Below are 14147 nucleotides of genomic sequence, written 5' to 3'. Positions count from 1 at the left end.
CCGAGCTGCCCCTGGACCTGTACATCCCGCCGGACGCCCTGGAAGTCATCCTCGAAGCCTTTGAAGGCCCGCTGGACCTGTTGCTGTACCTGATCCGCAAGCAGAACATCGACATCCTCGACATCCCGGTGGCGGAAATCACTCGCCAGTACATGGGCTACGTGGAACTGATGAAGAGCGTGCGCCTGGAACTGGCCGCTGAATACCTGGTGATGGCTGCCATGCTCGCCGAGATCAAGTCGCGCATGTTGCTGCCGCGCTCGGCCGACGTCGAAGAGGAGGAGGGTGACCCGCGCGCCGAACTGATCCGTCGGCTGCAGGAGTACGAGCGCTTCAAGGCCGCCGCCGAAGGTATTGATGAATTGCCACGGGTTGGCCGCGAGGTAGTGGTGCCGCGCCTGGAGGCACCGCAGGCCAAGGTGCGCAAGCTGTTGCCCCAGGTCAGCCTGGAAGAGCTGCTGGTGTCGATGGCCGAAGTGATGCGCCGCAACGACCTGTTCGAAAGCCATCAGATCACCCGCGAGACGTTGTCCACCCGCGAGCGCATGAGCCAGGTGCTGGAGCGCCTGAAGGGCGGCGGTTTCGTGCCGTTCGTCGACCTCTTTGCTGCCGAGGAGGGCAAGCTGGGCGTGGTGGTGACCTTCATGGCGATTCTGGAGTTGGTGAAGGAATCGCTGATCGAACTGGTGCAGAATGAACCCTTCGCCGCCATCCACGTGCGGCTACGCCCGGCGCTTGTTGAAGAACCTGATGAACCTGAATGAACCCCGCGACCTGGCGTCGCTGATCGAAGCCTTCCTGCTGGCCTCGGGCAAGCCACAATCCCTGGAGCGCCTGTACGAGCTGTTCGAGGAAGCCGAACGACCGGAACCCAAGGCCTTCAGGCACGCTCTGGAGCTGCTGGGCGAGTCGTGCAATGGCCGCGCCTTCGAACTCAAGGAGGTGGCCAGCGGTTACCGCCTGCAGATTCGCGAAGACTTTGCGCCGTGGGTCGGGCGCCTGTGGGAAGAACGCCCGCAGCGCTACTCGCGCGCGCTGCTGGAAACCTTGGCCTTGATCGCCTACCGCCAGCCCATTACCCGTGGCGAAATCGAGGATGTGCGTGGCGTGGCGGTGAACAGCAATATCATCAAGACCTTGATGGAGCGCGAGTGGATCCGCGTGGTCGGCTACCGCGAAGTGCCCGGGCGGCCGGCGATGTTCGCTACTACCAAGGCGTTTCTCGACCATTTCAACCTCAAGAGCCTGGACGAGCTGCCAGCCTTGGCCGAGCTGCGGGAGATGGAGCCCGAGCCGCTGCTCGACCCGGACGATGCGCCTGTGCCAGCGCACCTGCAGGCTTTGGCTGATGCCAGCCTTGCGGAAGAGGAGGAGGTTGCCGAGCCGAAGGAGGAGACCAGCTTCCGAAGCCTGCTGGTGGAGCTCGATGCGATGGAAGAAGGGCTGAAGACCGATTTCGATGATTTGCGCGAGGAAGAGACTGAGGCCTCGGTGGAGGAGGAGGGCAAGTTGCAGCCCTGATCTGCAGTTGCCTGTACCGGCCTCTTCGCGGGTGAACCCGCTCCCACAGGGATACCACAGCTTCTGAATGTGGTGCTGTACCTGTGGGAGCGGGTTTACCCGCGAAAGGGCCGGCATTGCCAATACACCACCATTAGGCAGAAACCCCTCGCAAAGCCAACAAAACCCTCTACCCTCCAGTGCGTTCCCCCGCCGAACCGCGTATGATGCGCGGCCTTTTGGCGCGTTCGTCGCCAGAACCCATATTTCATTCCTACACCGGGAGGTGCCCAGATGAGTGAGCAAGACCTGCAAGATACCGAAATCACCCCTCCATCCGGCGAAAAGCTGCAGAAAGTGCTGGCGCGCATTGGCGTTGGCTCGCGCCGTGACGTCGAGGCCTGGATCAGCCAGGGCCGCATCAAGGTCAACGGCGTCGAGGCCACCCTCGGCCAGCGCGTCGACCTGCACGACGCCATTGCCGTGGATGGCAAGCTGATCAAGCGCGAAGAGGCCGCCGAGGCCACCCGCCGGGTGATCATGTACAACAAGCCCGATGGCGAAATCTGCACCCGTGACGACCCGGAAGGTCGCCCGACCGTGTTCGACCGCCTGCCACGGCCGAAAGAAGGCCGCTGGATCAACATCGGCCGCCTTGACATCAACACCACCGGCCTGCTGCTGTTCACCACCGACGGTGAACTGGCCAACCGCCTGATGCACCCGTCCTACGAGATGGACCGTGAGTACGCGGTACGTGTGCGTGGTGAGGTCGATGACGAGATGATCGAGCGCCTGAAGGCCGGCGTTATGCTGGAAGACGGCCCGGCCAAGTTCACCGACATCCAGAAGGCACCCGGTGGCGAAGGCTTCAACCACTGGTACCACTGCGTGGTGATGGAAGGCCGCAACCGTGAAGTGCGTCGCCTGTGGGAGTCCCAGGGCATGGTGGTCAGCCGCCTGAAGCGCGTGCGTTTCGGCCCGGTGTTCCTCAACTCCGACCTGCCGATGGGCCGCTGGCGTGAAATGACCCAGGGCGAAATCGACATCCTTGCTGCTGAAGTGGGCCTGCAGCCGGTGGCTCTGCCAGCCATGAAGCTCAAGGCCAAGGACAAGATGGAGCGCCTGCAGCGCAAGTCGACCCGCCCGCTGGGCCGTGGCGAGCGCGTGCGCAACCTGCGCCCGGCTCACGAAGGTGCTGTTGCTGGCGAACGCCCGGCGCGCCAGCCGCGTGAAGAGGCCCCGCGCAAGACCGGCCGTGGCAGCACCGTGGCCGAGCGCCCGAGCGAGATGCGCAAGCGTCCGGCCAAGCCTGACGGTGACAAGCCGGCAGGGCGTGGCCGCGGCAAACCGCGTGGCTGATTGGCCTTTGCGTTGAAACAGAACCAGCCTTCGGGCTGGTTTTTTTATGCCTGTGAGAGTTTGGGGCTGCGCAGCAGCCCCAAGATATTGAACAAAAAGAATTTTCGGACGACTGGCAAGTTCCCGAACCACTCCGTAAAGAAAACTGTACGAATGTGGGCGGTTTCAGCCCGGATTTCAGATTAGGTCGAATCTTGTAAACAAACCTTGCCGCCGACACTTCGTCAAAACAGCCAGCCACGCCCCACCCACCCTTGCCCAAAGCCCCGCCCCACGGTGTTATAGCCGCCATTGCCGTGTGCAAAAGCCGGTCCACAGAGCCAGGCTGATAAAACAACAAATGGAGGCGCCATGTACGCCGATCACTCCGCCTTTCAAGGCCCACACCACAGGATCGCTGCGTTTTTTCCCGAGGAAACGATGCAACGCGTTGACGCCTGCGCGTTTGCGGGGGTATACAGTGCGCCGCGTTTTACCTGTGACTCCTTTGCGTACCGCGCACTCTTGATCACGCCTGGTTGACCCGCCCCGGCGGCACCTGAGATCAGGAAACCCAAGGTAACCACCTTGCCCATTCCGCTGCGCCACGAGCGCGGTGGGTCCGATTCCGTCACAGATAAAAACAATGCAGGTGACTTCGTTCATGAGTGGACAAAACATGCATTCAGGCGAGCTCAAGCGGGGCCTGAAGAACCGCCATATCCAGTTGATCGCCCTCGGCGGTGCGATTGGTACCGGCCTGTTCCTCGGCTCGGCAGGCGTGATGAAATCCGCTGGCCCGTCGATGATCCTTGGTTACGCCATCTGCGGCTTCATCGCCTTCATGATCATGCGCCAACTCGGCGAAATGATCGTCGAAGAGCCAGTGGCCGGCTCGTTCAGCCATTTCGCCCACACCTACTGGGGTGGTTTCGCCGGCTTCCTGTCGGGCTGGAACTGCTGGGTGCTGTACATCCTGGTGGGCATGTCGGAGCTTTCGGCGGTCGGCAAGTATGTCCACTACTGGTGGCCGGAGATCCCCACCTGGGTCACGGCGGCAGCGTTCTTCGTGCTGATCAACGCCATCAACCTGATGAACGTGAAGTTCTTCGGTGAGGCCGAATTCTGGTTTGCCATCATCAAGGTGGTGGCCATCGTCAGCATGATCGGCCTGGGTGCCTACCTGCTGACCAGCGGCAGCGGCGGCCCTGAAGCCACCGTGGCCAACCTGTGGTCTCACGGCGGCTTCTTCCCGAACGGTGTCAGCGGGCTGGTAATGGCCCTGGCCTTCATCATGTTCTCCTTCGGTGGCCTGGAAATGCTCGGTTTCACCGCCGCCGAGGCCGACAAGCCGAAGACCGTGATCCCCAAGGCGATCAACCAGGTCATCTACCGTATCCTGATCTTCTATGTCGGTGCCCTGGTGGTGCTGCTGTCGCTGACCCCATGGGACAACCTGGTCGCCAGCATCGATGCGTCTGGCGGCAGCTATGGCAGCAGCCCGTTCGTGCAGGTGTTCTCGCTGCTGGGCAGTGACGTGGCTGCGCACCTGCTGAACTTCGTGGTCCTGACTGCAGCGCTTTCGGTGTACAACAGCGGCACCTACTGCAACGCCCGCATGCTGCTGGGCATGGCCGAGCAGGGCGATGCCCCGGCGTCGCTGGCCAAGGTCGACAGCCGTGGTGTGCCGGTGCGCTCGATCCTGGTGTCGGCAGGCGTGACGCTGATCGCGGTGCTGCTCAACTACCTGATGCCGCAAAACGCGCTGGAGCTGCTGATGTCGCTGGTGGTGGCCACCCTGGTGATCAACTGGGCGATGATCAGCTACTCGCACCTGAAGTTCCGCCAGCACCTGGACCGCACTGGCCAGAAGCCGCTGTTCAAGGCGCTGTGGTACCCCTACGGCAACTACATCTGCCTGGCGTTCGTGGTGCTTATCCTGGGCATCATGCTGATGATCCCGGGTATCCAGGTTTCCGTGTATGCGATACCGGTGTGGCTGTTCGCCATGTTCGTGGTCTACATGGTCAAGCCGCGTCGCAGGGCGCAGGCCCTTGGGGCTGCTGGTAGCGTGGCCAAGTAAGGCGCTGCAGGTAGCGTACAAATAACCCGAAGTCAGGAACTGGCTTCGGGTTTTTTATTGCCTGTACCGGCCCCTTCGCGGGTAAACCCGCTCCCACAGGGACATCACCTGATCTGAAAGCAGCGCTATACCTGTGGGAGCGAGTTTACCCGCGAAGAGGCCGGCACAGGCAAAAATCAGATCTGCTCCAGCAACCAACTGCGAAACGCCCGCAGCGACGGCAACGCCTCGTTGCGCGGTGGGTAGATCAGGTAATAACTGCGCTGGCTGGCAAATGCCACCCCGGGGCTGTGCAGCTCACCCTTGGCCAGTTCTTCCTCCACCAGTATGCGCGGCACCAGGCCGATGCCGATCCCGGCCCGTACCGCCTGGATCAGGTGCGAGGTCAACTCGAAGCTCGGCCCCAGGCGCATCGCCCGGTGCGCCAGGCCATGGTGCGAGAACCACTCGCCCCAGGCATGCGGATTGTTGGCCACATTCAGCAGCACCTCTTCACTGATGCGTGCAGGGCTCCAGCCCTGGCTGTCCGCGCCAGCCTCCGGCGGCAATATCACCACCAGTTCCTCGGCATGCAGGCGATGGCAGATCAACCCCGGCAGGTCGTGGCTGGCCACGCCGATGGCGGCATCGATCTCGCTGGTGTCGAAGTTGATGGCTTCGATGCGTGAATGTATGTGCACCAGCATGCCCGGGTGAGCGCTGTAGAAGGCGTGCAGCCGTGGCAGCAGCCATTTCGAGCCGAAGGTGGGTAGTGTGGCCAGGCGCAGGGTGCCCACCCCCGACTGGTAGGCCAATGCCTGCAAGGTGGCACTGCGGATGCGCCCCAGTGCCTCGCTGAGCTCGCGCTGGTACAGGCGGCCGACATCGGTCAGCTGCACCTGGCGCCCCTCGCGGCGGAACAGGGTCAGACCCAGTTGCTGCTCCAGCGCCTGCACCTGGCGGCTGACCGCGCTCTGGGTCAGCGACAGCTCGGCGGCGGCGCGGGTGTAGCTTTCATGCCGGGCGGCAGCCTCGAAAGCCAGTAGCAGCGACATGGATGGGGTCAGATGGCGGTAATTCATTCATGAAAGTCATTGATAGCGGCAGGATTATCCGTTTGCCCCTGAAGCAAAACTACAGGAACATTGGCCTGCACGTCACCTCCGCATGCCAACACTCATGCCGGAACGACAGGAATCCCGTGAATTAGCCAATATCAAGAGGCCATCCTTCGATGATCGCCCAGCTGCCGACCGTTGCCCCGAGCGCCAACTACCCCGAATTCCTCGAAGCCCTGCGCAACAGCGGCTTCCGTGGCCAGATCAGTGCCGACTACGGTACCCGCACGGTGCTGGCCACCGACAACTCGATCTACCAGCGCTTGCCACAGGCGGCGGTGTTCCCGCTGGACGCCGACGATGTGGCGCGGGTCGCCACGCTGATGGCCGAGGAGCGCTTCCAGCAGGTCAAGCTGACCCCGCGCGGCGGTGGTACCGGCACCAACGGGCAGTCGCTGACCGACGGCATCGTCGTCGACCTGTCGCGGCACATGAACAAGATTCTCGAAATCAACGTCGAGGAGCGCTGGGTGCGGGTGCAGGCCGGTACCGTCAAGGACCAGCTCAACGCCGCGCTCAAGCCGCACGGGCTGTTCTTCGCCCCCGAGCTGTCCACCTCCAACCGTGCCACTGTCGGCGGCATGATCAACACCGATGCCAGTGGCCAGGGGAGCTGTACCTATGGCAAGACCCGCGATCACGTACTGGAGCTGCACAGTGTGCTGCTCGGTGGCGAGCGCCTGCACAGCCTGCCGATCGACGATGCCGCGCTGGAACAGGCCTGTGCCGCGCCCGGCCGGGTCGGCGAGGTGTACCGCATGGCCCGGGAGATTCAGGAAACCCAGGCCGACCTCATCGAAACCACCTTCCCCAAGCTCAACCGTTGCCTGACCGGCTACGACCTGGCGCACCTGCGCGACGAGCAGGGCCGCTTCAACCTCAACAGCGTGCTGTGCGGTGCCGAGGGCTCGCTGGGTTATGTGGTCGAAGCCAAGCTCAATGTGCTGCCGATTCCCAAGTACGCCGTGCTGGTCAACGTGCGTTACACCAGCTTCATGGATGCCCTGCGTGATGCCAACGCGCTGATGGCGCACAAGCCGCTGTCGATCGAGACCGTCGACTCCAAGGTGCTGATGCTGGCGATGAAGGACATCGTCTGGCACAGCGTCGCTGAATACTTCCCGGCCGACCCCGAGCGCCCGACCCTGGGCATCAACCTGGTGGAGTTCTGTGGTGACGAGCCGGCCGAGGTCAATGCCAAGGTGCAAGCGTTCATCCAGCACCTGCAGAACGACACCAGCGTCGAGCGCCTGGGCCACACCCTGGCCGAGGGCGCCGAGGCGGTGACCCGCGTCTACACCATGCGTAAACGTTCGGTGGGCCTGCTGGGCAACGTCGAGGGCGAAGTGCGCCCGCAACCGTTCGTGGAAGACACCGCGGTGCCGCCGGAGCAACTGGCCGACTACATCGCCGACTTCCGTGCACTGCTCGATGGCTACGGCCTGGCCTACGGCATGTTCGGCCACGTCGATGCCGGTGTGCTGCACGTGCGCCCGGCACTGGACATGAAGGACCCGGCCCAGGCCGCACTGGTCAAGCCGATTTCCGACGCAGTGGCGGCGCTGACCAAAAGCTATGGTGGCTTGCTGTGGGGCGAGCACGGCAAGGGCCTGCGTTCGGAATATGTGCCGGAGTACTTCGGCGAGCTGTACCCGGCGCTGCAGCGCCTGAAGGGTGCTTTTGATCCGCACAACCAGCTCAACCCGGGCAAGATCTGCACCCCGCCAGGCAGCGCCGAGGGCCTGACCAAGGTCGATGGTGTGACGCTGCGCGGTGACCTCGACCGTACTATCGACGAACGCGTGTGGCAGGACTTCCCTAGCGCCGTGCACTGCAACGGCAACGGCGCCTGCTACAACTACGACCCCAACGACGCCATGTGCCCGTCGTGGAAGGCCACCCGTGAACGCCAGCATTCGCCCAAGGGCCGTGCCTCGCTGATGCGCGAATGGCTGCGCCTGCAGGGCGAGGCCAACATCGACGTGCTGGCGGCGGCGCGCAACAAGGTGTCGTGGCTCAAGGGCCTGCCGGCACGTCTGCGCAACAACCGTGCGCGCAGCCAGGGCCAGGAAGACTTCTCTCATGAGGTGTACGACGCCATGGCCGGCTGCCTGGCGTGCAAGTCGTGCGCCGGGCAGTGCCCGATCAAGGTCAACGTGCCGGACTTCCGCTCGCGCTTCCTCGAGCTGTACCACGGCCGTTACCAGCGCCCGTTGCGTGACTACCTGATCGGTTCGCTGGAGTTCACCATCCCGTATCTGGCTCACGCGCCCAGGCTGTACAACGCGGTGATGGGCTCGAAGTGGGTGAGCAAGCTGCTGGCCGACAAGGTTGGCATGGTCGACAGCCCACTGATCAGCCGCTTCAACTTCCAGGCCACCCTGACTCGCTGCCGCGTCGGCGTGGCCAGCGTGCCGGCCCTGCGTGAACTGACCCCGGCCCAGCGCGAACGCAGCATCGTGCTGGTGCAAGATGCCTTTACCCGTTACTTCGAGACGCCGCTGCTGTCGGCCTTCATCGACCTGGCGCACCGCCTGGGCCACCGGGTGTTCCTGGCACCGTACAGTGCCAACGGCAAGCCACTGCACGTTCAGGGCTTCCTCGGTGCGTTCGCCAAGGCGGCGATCCGCAATGCCACCCAGCTCAAGGCCCTGGCCGAGTGCGGCGTGCCGCTGGTGGGCCTGGACCCGGCGATGACCCTGGTGTATCGCCAGGAGTACCAGAAAGTGCCGGGCCTGGATGGCTGCCCGCAGGTGCTGTTGCCGCAGGAGTGGTTGATGGATGTGCTGCCGGAGCAGGCACCGACCGCACCGGGCAATTTCCGCCTGATGGCGCACTGCACCGAAAAGACCAACGTGCCGGCCAGCACCAGGCAGTGGGAGCAGGTGTTCGCCCGCCTTGGCCTGAAGCTGGTGACCGAGGCGACTGGCTGCTGCGGCATGTCCGGTACCTACGGGCACGAGGCGCGCAACCAGAACACCTCGCGGACCATCTTCGAGCAGTCGTGGGCGACCAAGCTGGACAAGGAAGGCGAGCCGTTGGCGACAGGTTACTCGTGCCGCAGCCAGGTCAAGCGCATGACCAAGAGGCAGATGCGTCACCCGCTGGAAGTGGTGCTGCAGTACGCCAAGCGCTGACTATCAGGGTCTCGGGGCTGCCTTGCAGCCCCCTGGTTTACGCCGTCCCTGTAGGAGCAGCCTTGCGCTGCGAAGAGGCCGGTAGAGCCAATAGGTTTTCTTCGGCGGTAATGGCCTCTTCGCAGCACAAGGCTGCTCCTACAAGTCCCGTGCATGCCTTGAAGATGATGCCTGCCGATACAGATACAGGCTCAACACCAGCCCGCAAGCCGCCGCCGCTGCCGCAAACAGAAACATCGAAGCAAACCCGAACCCCGCCGCCACCGCGCCAACCAGCGGCCCGGTCACCCCCAACGACAAATCGATGAATAGCGAATAAGCCCCCACCGCCGCCCCGCGGTTGGCCGCCGACACTTGGTTCACCGCCTCCACCCCCAGTGCCGGGAACACCAGCGAGAAGCCGAACCCGCTCAGCGCGGCCCCTGCCAACGCCAGTTCGGCGCTGGGCGCCAGCCACAGCATCAGCAGCCCAAGCGTTTCCACCGACAGGCAGGCAATCGCCACCCGGAACCCGCCAAGCCGGTTGATCAGGTTGCCGAACAGCAGCCGAGCGCTGATGAAGCTGGCGCCGAACAGGCTCAGGGTCAGTGCCGCATTGGCCCAGCCGCGGCTGGCGTAATACAAGGTGATGAAGGTGGCGATGGTGCCAAAGCCGATCGAGCCCAGGGCAAGCCCCGAGCCGTGCGGGAACACCTTGCCCAGCACCCGCAGGAACGGCAGGCGCACGCCACTGACGATCGGCGCGGCCTGTTTGGGCCAGGCCAGCAGCAACCCGAGCGCACATAGCAGGATGATGCTCGCGCCCATGCTCCACAGCCCCAGGTTCCTGACCATCAGCACACCCAGCGGAGCGCCGATGGCCAGCGCGCCATAGCTGGCGATGCCGTTCCAGGAAATGACCTTGGCCGTGTTTTCGGCACCTACACGGCCAATGCCCCAGCCAATGGCGCCAGAGCCCACCAGGCTTTCGGCGCTGCCGAGCACCAGGCGGCCGACCAGCAGGCAGGCCAGGCTCAGCCAGGGCAGGTGGGTGAGGAAGGCGCAGGCCAGCATGAACACCCCGCTGAGCCCGCAGCCGGCCAGGCCATACATGACCGCCTTCTTGCTACCGTGATTGTCGATGATGCGGCTGGCGGTGGGGCGGCTGAGCAGGGTGGCCAGGTACTGCACGCTGATCACCAGCCCCGCTACCACGGCACTGAAGCCCAGATCGTTGTGCACATGGCCGGGCAATACGGCCAGCGGGATGCCGATGTTCAGGTAGCCGATGAAGGTGAAGAGGACGATGGAGACGACTTGCAGGGTGACCGCAAGGGGGTGCGGTGAGTGGGGCATGAGGGCCTACGTGGGTTCTGGACGGTGTGAAAACGTGATGACGGGGGTAGCCCGCAGGTCAGCCGTTTTCACACAGTCGGGGGATGCGCGGTTATTCCTGGTCAGCGCTGGATTGATCGTCACCATCCTGCTCGACGGCAGCTGCCGGTTCGGCGTGAACGGTCACGGTTGGCTCTTCTGGGTTCAGGCTTGGGAAGGGAAGATTCGGGATTTCATGCATCTCGTCGTTCCTCGCAAGTGTGAGTGAAAAGTCTGCGCCAGGCGCGTTTGAAGCTTTGCAAAGCTGGGGCAGGATACACAAGTCTGGATGACAGTTTGGATTTTTTAGCGGTCGCTTGTCGGTTTTGCGGGCGAACAGCGGACATGTTTTCCATGAAGAATGGGGCCATCGGGCCCCATTCTTTCAGTGCTTACTTGCGGCCTTCAGCCGTCTCCGCCACCTTGTCGGTGCGTGCGCACATGATGAAGTCATTGCGGTGCAGGCCTTTGATCGAGTGGCTCCACCAGGTCACGGTGACCTTGCCCCACTCGGTCAGCAGGCCCGGATGGTGGCCTTCGGCTTCGGCGATCTCGCCCACGGCATTGGTGAACGCCAGGGCGTGCTTGAAGTTCTTGAACAGGAACACGCGCTCCAGCTCCATGTGGCCGTCACGTACTTCGATGTTCCAGTCCGGGATTTCGCGAATCAGCTCTGCCAGCTCGTCGTCGGTGACCTTCGGTGCGTCGGCGCGGCAGGCTTCGCAATGGGCTTGGTTCAAGGCATTCATGTGGTGTTTTCCGGTTCGAGTTGTTATCGGCAAGGTCGCTCAGGCAGCGACCTTGGGTGGAAACTTCGGTGCGTGCAGGCCCAGCTGCATGGCTTTGTGAACCATGCCCATGATGTCTTCGTGGGCCAGGTCGAACAGGCGCTTCATGTTCGGCAGTACGAAATACAACGGCTGCAGTATGTCGATACGGTACGGTGTGCGCATGGCTTCGATCGGGTCGAAGGCCTGGTGCTCGGGTTCGCCAGACAGACTGTAGACGGTCTCCTTTGGTGACGAGAGGATGCCGCCGCCATAGATCTTGCGGCCCTGCGCGGTTTCCATCAGGCCGAACTCGATGGTCATCCAGTACAGGCGCGCCAGGTACACGCGTTGTTCCTTGGTCGCGGCCAGGCCGAGCTTGCCGTAGGTATGGGTGAATTCGGCGAACCAGGGGTTGGTCAGCAGCGGGCAGTGGCCGAAGATCTCGTGGAAGATATCGGGCTCTTGCAGGTAGTCGAGCTCTTCCGGGGTACGGATGAAGGTGGCCACCGGGAAGCGCTTGCTCGCCAGCAGTTCGAAGAAGGTCTGGAAGGGGATCAGCGCCGGGACTCGGGCAACCTGCCAACCGGTGGTGGCGCCCAGCACCTTGTTGATCTCGCCCAGTTGCGGAATACGGTCATGAGGCAGCTTGAGCTGGTCGATGCCGTCCAGGTATTCCTGGCACGCGCGGCCTTCGATCACTTTCAGCTGACGGGTGATCAGGGTGTTCCATACCGCATGCTCTTGCTGCGGGTAATCGATAAAACCATGCGCATCGGGCTCGCGTGCCACGTATTGCGTCTGTTTCATGTGGCTCTCCTGGTGAGGGCTTTTCTTGTTATGTGCAGGACATGCCTTAGAAATATCCCTTCACCGGCCGCTTTGCACGAGGTGGACCAGTGGGTTGGGCTGGCTTTGGGCGATGTTTTCGTAACGATAATTTTACAAAAAGGCGCAAGTGTCGGAAAATCCGAGGCATCTGGCCGAAGCTTCGGCTGGTTTTGTCAGCTTATCTTTACGACTTTTCCGCGCGGTGTTGAAAAACATTGGCGCTTCGAGAGCCCTCATGCGTATCAAAGTGCATTGCCAGAACCGTATTGGCATCCTGCGCGACATCCTCAACCTGCTGGTGGAGTACGGCATCAACGTGCTGCGCGGCGAGGTGGGTGGAGACCATGGCAACGCCATCTACCTGCATTGTCCGAACCTGATCAATTTGCAGTTCCAGGCGCTGCGGCCGAAGTTCGAGGCGATTGCCGGGGTATTCGGTGTCAAGCGCGTGGGGCTGATGCCCAGCGAGCGCCGGCACATGGAGCTGAATGCGCTGCTGGGGGCGCTGGACTTCCCGGTGCTGTCGATCGACATGGGCGGCAGCATCGTTGCCGCCAACCGTGCTGCTGCGCAGCTGCTGGGGGTGCGTGTGGACGAAGTGCCGGGCATGCCGCTGGCGCGCTATGTGGAGGACTTCGACCTGCCAGAGCTGGTGCGCGCCAACAAGTCGCGCATCAATGGCTTGCGTATCAAGGTCAAGGGCGATGTGTTCCTGGCCGATATCGCGCCGCTGCAGTCCGAGCACGACGACAGCGAGGCGCTGGCTGGCGCGGTGTTGACCCTGCACCGCGCCGACCGTATCGGTGAGCGCATCTATAACGTGCGCAAGCAGGAACTGCGCGGTTTCGACAGTATCTTCCAGAGCTCGCGGGTGATGGCTGCGGTGGTACGCGAGGCGCGGCGCATGGCGCCGCTGGATGCGCCATTGCTGATCGAGGGCGAGACCGGCACCGGCAAGGAGTTGCTGGCGCGTGCCTGCCATTTGGCCAGCCCGCGCGGCCAGTCGCCGCTGATGGCGCTCAACTGCGCCGGGTTGCCCGAATCGATGGCCGAGACTGAGCTGTTCGGTTACGGCCCCGGGGCATTCGAAGGGGCGCGGGCCGAGGGCAAGCTGGGGCTGCTGGAGCTGACCGCCGGCGGCACGCTGTTCCTTGACGGGGTAGGGGAGATGAGCCCGCGTCTGCAGGTGAAGCTGCTGCGTTTTCTGCAGGATGGCTGCTTCCGTCGTGTCGGCAGCGATGAAGAGGTGTACCTGGATGTGCGGGTGATCTGCGCGACCCAGGTGGATTTGTCCGAATTGTGTGCCCGTGGCGAGTTTCGCCAGGACCTGTATCACCGGCTCAATGTGTTGTCACTGCACATTCCGCCATTGCGCGAATGCATGGATGGCCTGGAAGGGCTGGTGCAGCACTTTCTTGACCAGGCCAGCCGACAGATCGGCTGCGCCATGCCGCGCCTGGCGCCGGCGGCAATGGACAAACTCGGGCAGTATCATTGGCCGGGTAATGTAAGGCAGTTGGAAAACGTGTTGTTCCAGGCGGTATCGTTATGCGAAGGCGGCGTGGTCAAAAGTGAACATATACGTTTGCCGGATTACGGTGTGCGCCAACCGCTGGGTGAGTTTTCGCTGGACGGGGATCTTTCGCAGATTGTCGGACGCTTTGAAAAAGCGGTGCTGGAAAGTTTGATGGGGGAATTCCCCAGTAGTCGGGCTTTAGGTAAAAGACTGGGTGTTTCGCATACGACTATTGCCAACAAGTTGAGGGATTATTCACTTGGCAAGTCTGCAGATTAATCCGCCTTTATAAAAGGCGGGACTGCTGCGCAGTCCTTTCGCGACACAAGGCCGCTCCTACAGGTACTGCGCAATGTTTGAAGCCTGCGCAGTACCTGTAGGAGCGGCCTTGTGTCGCGAAAGGGGCCCGCAGGGCCCCCAATTCACAAGGTGTCAGCCGTTCGAGCAGCCGTTCCCCATCACGCGATATTCGAGAATGTGCTTCTGGCCCTTGGAGTCCTCGTAGGTCATGCGGGCTGGCAC

At 62.8% G+C, this 14147-nt stretch carries 12 protein-coding genes; 6 read left to right on the top strand and 6 right to left on the bottom strand.

Annotation, left to right across the window (positions count from 1 at the left end; all coding sequences use genetic code 11):
* The first annotated feature begins 38 nt into the window (after positions 1-38).
* The 4 genes from CAF92_RS25080 (at position 39) to CAF92_RS25065 (ending at position 4924) form a co-directional block, all read left to right on the top strand.
* Entirely contained in the window at positions 39-764 is a 726-nt protein-coding gene (locus CAF92_RS25080; protein ID WP_178081826.1) for a ScpA family protein, read from the top strand.
* Positions 751-1521, top strand: coding sequence for an SMC-Scp complex subunit ScpB (scpB, locus tag CAF92_RS25075; RefSeq protein WP_085602238.1), 771 nt, complete (start codon positions 751-753; stop codon positions 1519-1521). The genes CAF92_RS25080 and scpB overlap by 14 nt, the downstream gene beginning before the upstream one ends.
* 273 nt (positions 1522-1794) lie before the next feature.
* Entirely contained in the window at positions 1795-2862 is a 1068-nt protein-coding gene (gene rluB / locus CAF92_RS25070; RefSeq protein WP_085602237.1) for a 23S rRNA pseudouridine(2605) synthase RluB, read from the top strand.
* A gap of 643 nt (positions 2863-3505) precedes the next feature.
* A complete protein-coding gene (locus CAF92_RS25065; protein WP_178081825.1) occupies positions 3506-4924 on the top strand; it encodes an amino acid permease in 1419 nt (472 codons plus the stop codon).
* Positions 4925-5100: 176 nt separating this feature from the next.
* Here the strand turns inward: CAF92_RS25065 and CAF92_RS25060 are convergent, their stop codons facing one another.
* Complete coding sequence (locus CAF92_RS25060; protein WP_046614637.1) at positions 5101-5985, bottom strand: LysR substrate-binding domain-containing protein; 885 nt, start codon at positions 5983-5985, stop codon at positions 5101-5103.
* A gap of 152 nt (positions 5986-6137) precedes the next feature.
* On the opposite strand from CAF92_RS25060, the gene CAF92_RS25055 reads away from it, so the two are divergent.
* Positions 6138-9158 carry an FAD-binding and (Fe-S)-binding domain-containing protein gene (locus CAF92_RS25055; RefSeq protein ID WP_085602235.1) on the top strand — a complete coding sequence of 1007 codons (3021 nt, stop codon included), beginning with the start codon at positions 6138-6140 and terminating at the stop codon, positions 9156-9158.
* A gap of 138 nt (positions 9159-9296) precedes the next feature.
* Here CAF92_RS25055 and CAF92_RS25050 read toward each other — a convergent pair whose 3' ends face one another.
* The 4 genes from CAF92_RS25050 to phhA form a co-directional block, all read right to left on the bottom strand.
* Positions 9297-10493 (bottom strand): MFS transporter, encoded by a 1197-nt coding sequence (locus CAF92_RS25050; RefSeq protein WP_046614635.1) that lies wholly within the window; start codon positions 10491-10493, stop codon positions 9297-9299.
* A gap of 91 nt (positions 10494-10584) precedes the next feature.
* On the bottom strand, positions 10585-10713 hold the full coding sequence (locus CAF92_RS27710; protein ID WP_015271274.1) for a hypothetical protein: 129 nt from the start codon (positions 10711-10713) through the stop codon (positions 10585-10587).
* A gap of 190 nt (positions 10714-10903) precedes the next feature.
* On the bottom strand, positions 10904-11260 hold the full coding sequence (locus tag CAF92_RS25045; protein WP_008096719.1) for a 4a-hydroxytetrahydrobiopterin dehydratase: 357 nt from the start codon (positions 11258-11260) through the stop codon (positions 10904-10906).
* A 39-nt stretch (positions 11261-11299) separates the two neighbouring features.
* Entirely contained in the window at positions 11300-12088 is a 789-nt protein-coding gene (phhA, locus tag CAF92_RS25040) for a phenylalanine 4-monooxygenase (RefSeq protein WP_003260109.1), read from the bottom strand.
* A gap of 256 nt (positions 12089-12344) precedes the next feature.
* On the opposite strand from phhA, the gene CAF92_RS25030 reads away from it, so the two are divergent.
* Positions 12345-13904: a sigma-54-dependent phenylalanine hydroxylase transcriptional regulator PhhR gene (locus tag CAF92_RS25030; protein ID WP_025340129.1), complete on the top strand. Its 1560-nt coding sequence runs from the start codon at positions 12345-12347 to the stop codon at positions 13902-13904.
* A 153-nt stretch (positions 13905-14057) separates the two neighbouring features.
* Here CAF92_RS25030 and CAF92_RS25025 read toward each other — a convergent pair.
* The coding region (locus CAF92_RS25025; RefSeq protein WP_143516224.1) for a DUF2790 domain-containing protein at positions 14058-14147 on the bottom strand (90 nt) is incomplete at its 5' end.

Source organism: Pseudomonas sp. B10(2017) (genome assembly GCF_002113295.1).
GTDB lineage: Bacteria > Pseudomonadota > Gammaproteobacteria > Pseudomonadales > Pseudomonadaceae > Aquipseudomonas > Aquipseudomonas pudica.
The sequence above is the reverse complement of the archived record's forward strand: the minus strand, read 5'-3'. Positions and strand labels throughout refer to the sequence as shown.

Bases quoted from the DNA above. Each gene is read 5' to 3' on its own strand.
- scpB (WP_085602238.1), top strand. From the start codon at position 751: ATGAACCTGAATGAACCCCGCGACCTGGCGTCGCTGATCGAAGCCTTC.
- rluB (WP_085602237.1), top strand. From the start codon at position 1,795: ATGAGTGAGCAAGACCTGCAAGATACCGAAATCACCCCTCCATCCGGC.
- CAF92_RS25065 (WP_178081825.1), top strand. From the start codon at position 3,506: ATGAGTGGACAAAACATGCATTCAGGCGAGCTCAAGCGGGGCCTGAAG.
- CAF92_RS25060 (WP_046614637.1), bottom strand. From the start codon at position 5,985: ATGAATTACCGCCATCTGACCCCATCCATGTCGCTGCTACTGGCTTTC.
- CAF92_RS25055 (WP_085602235.1), top strand. From the start codon at position 6,138: ATGATCGCCCAGCTGCCGACCGTTGCCCCGAGCGCCAACTACCCCGAA.
- CAF92_RS25050 (WP_046614635.1), bottom strand. From the start codon at position 10,493: ATGCCCCACTCACCGCACCCCCTTGCGGTCACCCTGCAAGTCGTCTCC.
- CAF92_RS27710 (WP_015271274.1), bottom strand. From the start codon at position 10,713: ATGCATGAAATCCCGAATCTTCCCTTCCCAAGCCTGAACCCAGAAGAG.
- CAF92_RS25045 (WP_008096719.1), bottom strand. From the start codon at position 11,260: ATGAATGCCTTGAACCAAGCCCATTGCGAAGCCTGCCGCGCCGACGCA.
- phhA (WP_003260109.1), bottom strand. From the start codon at position 12,088: ATGAAACAGACGCAATACGTGGCACGCGAGCCCGATGCGCATGGTTTT.
- CAF92_RS25030 (WP_025340129.1), top strand. From the start codon at position 12,345: ATGCGTATCAAAGTGCATTGCCAGAACCGTATTGGCATCCTGCGCGAC.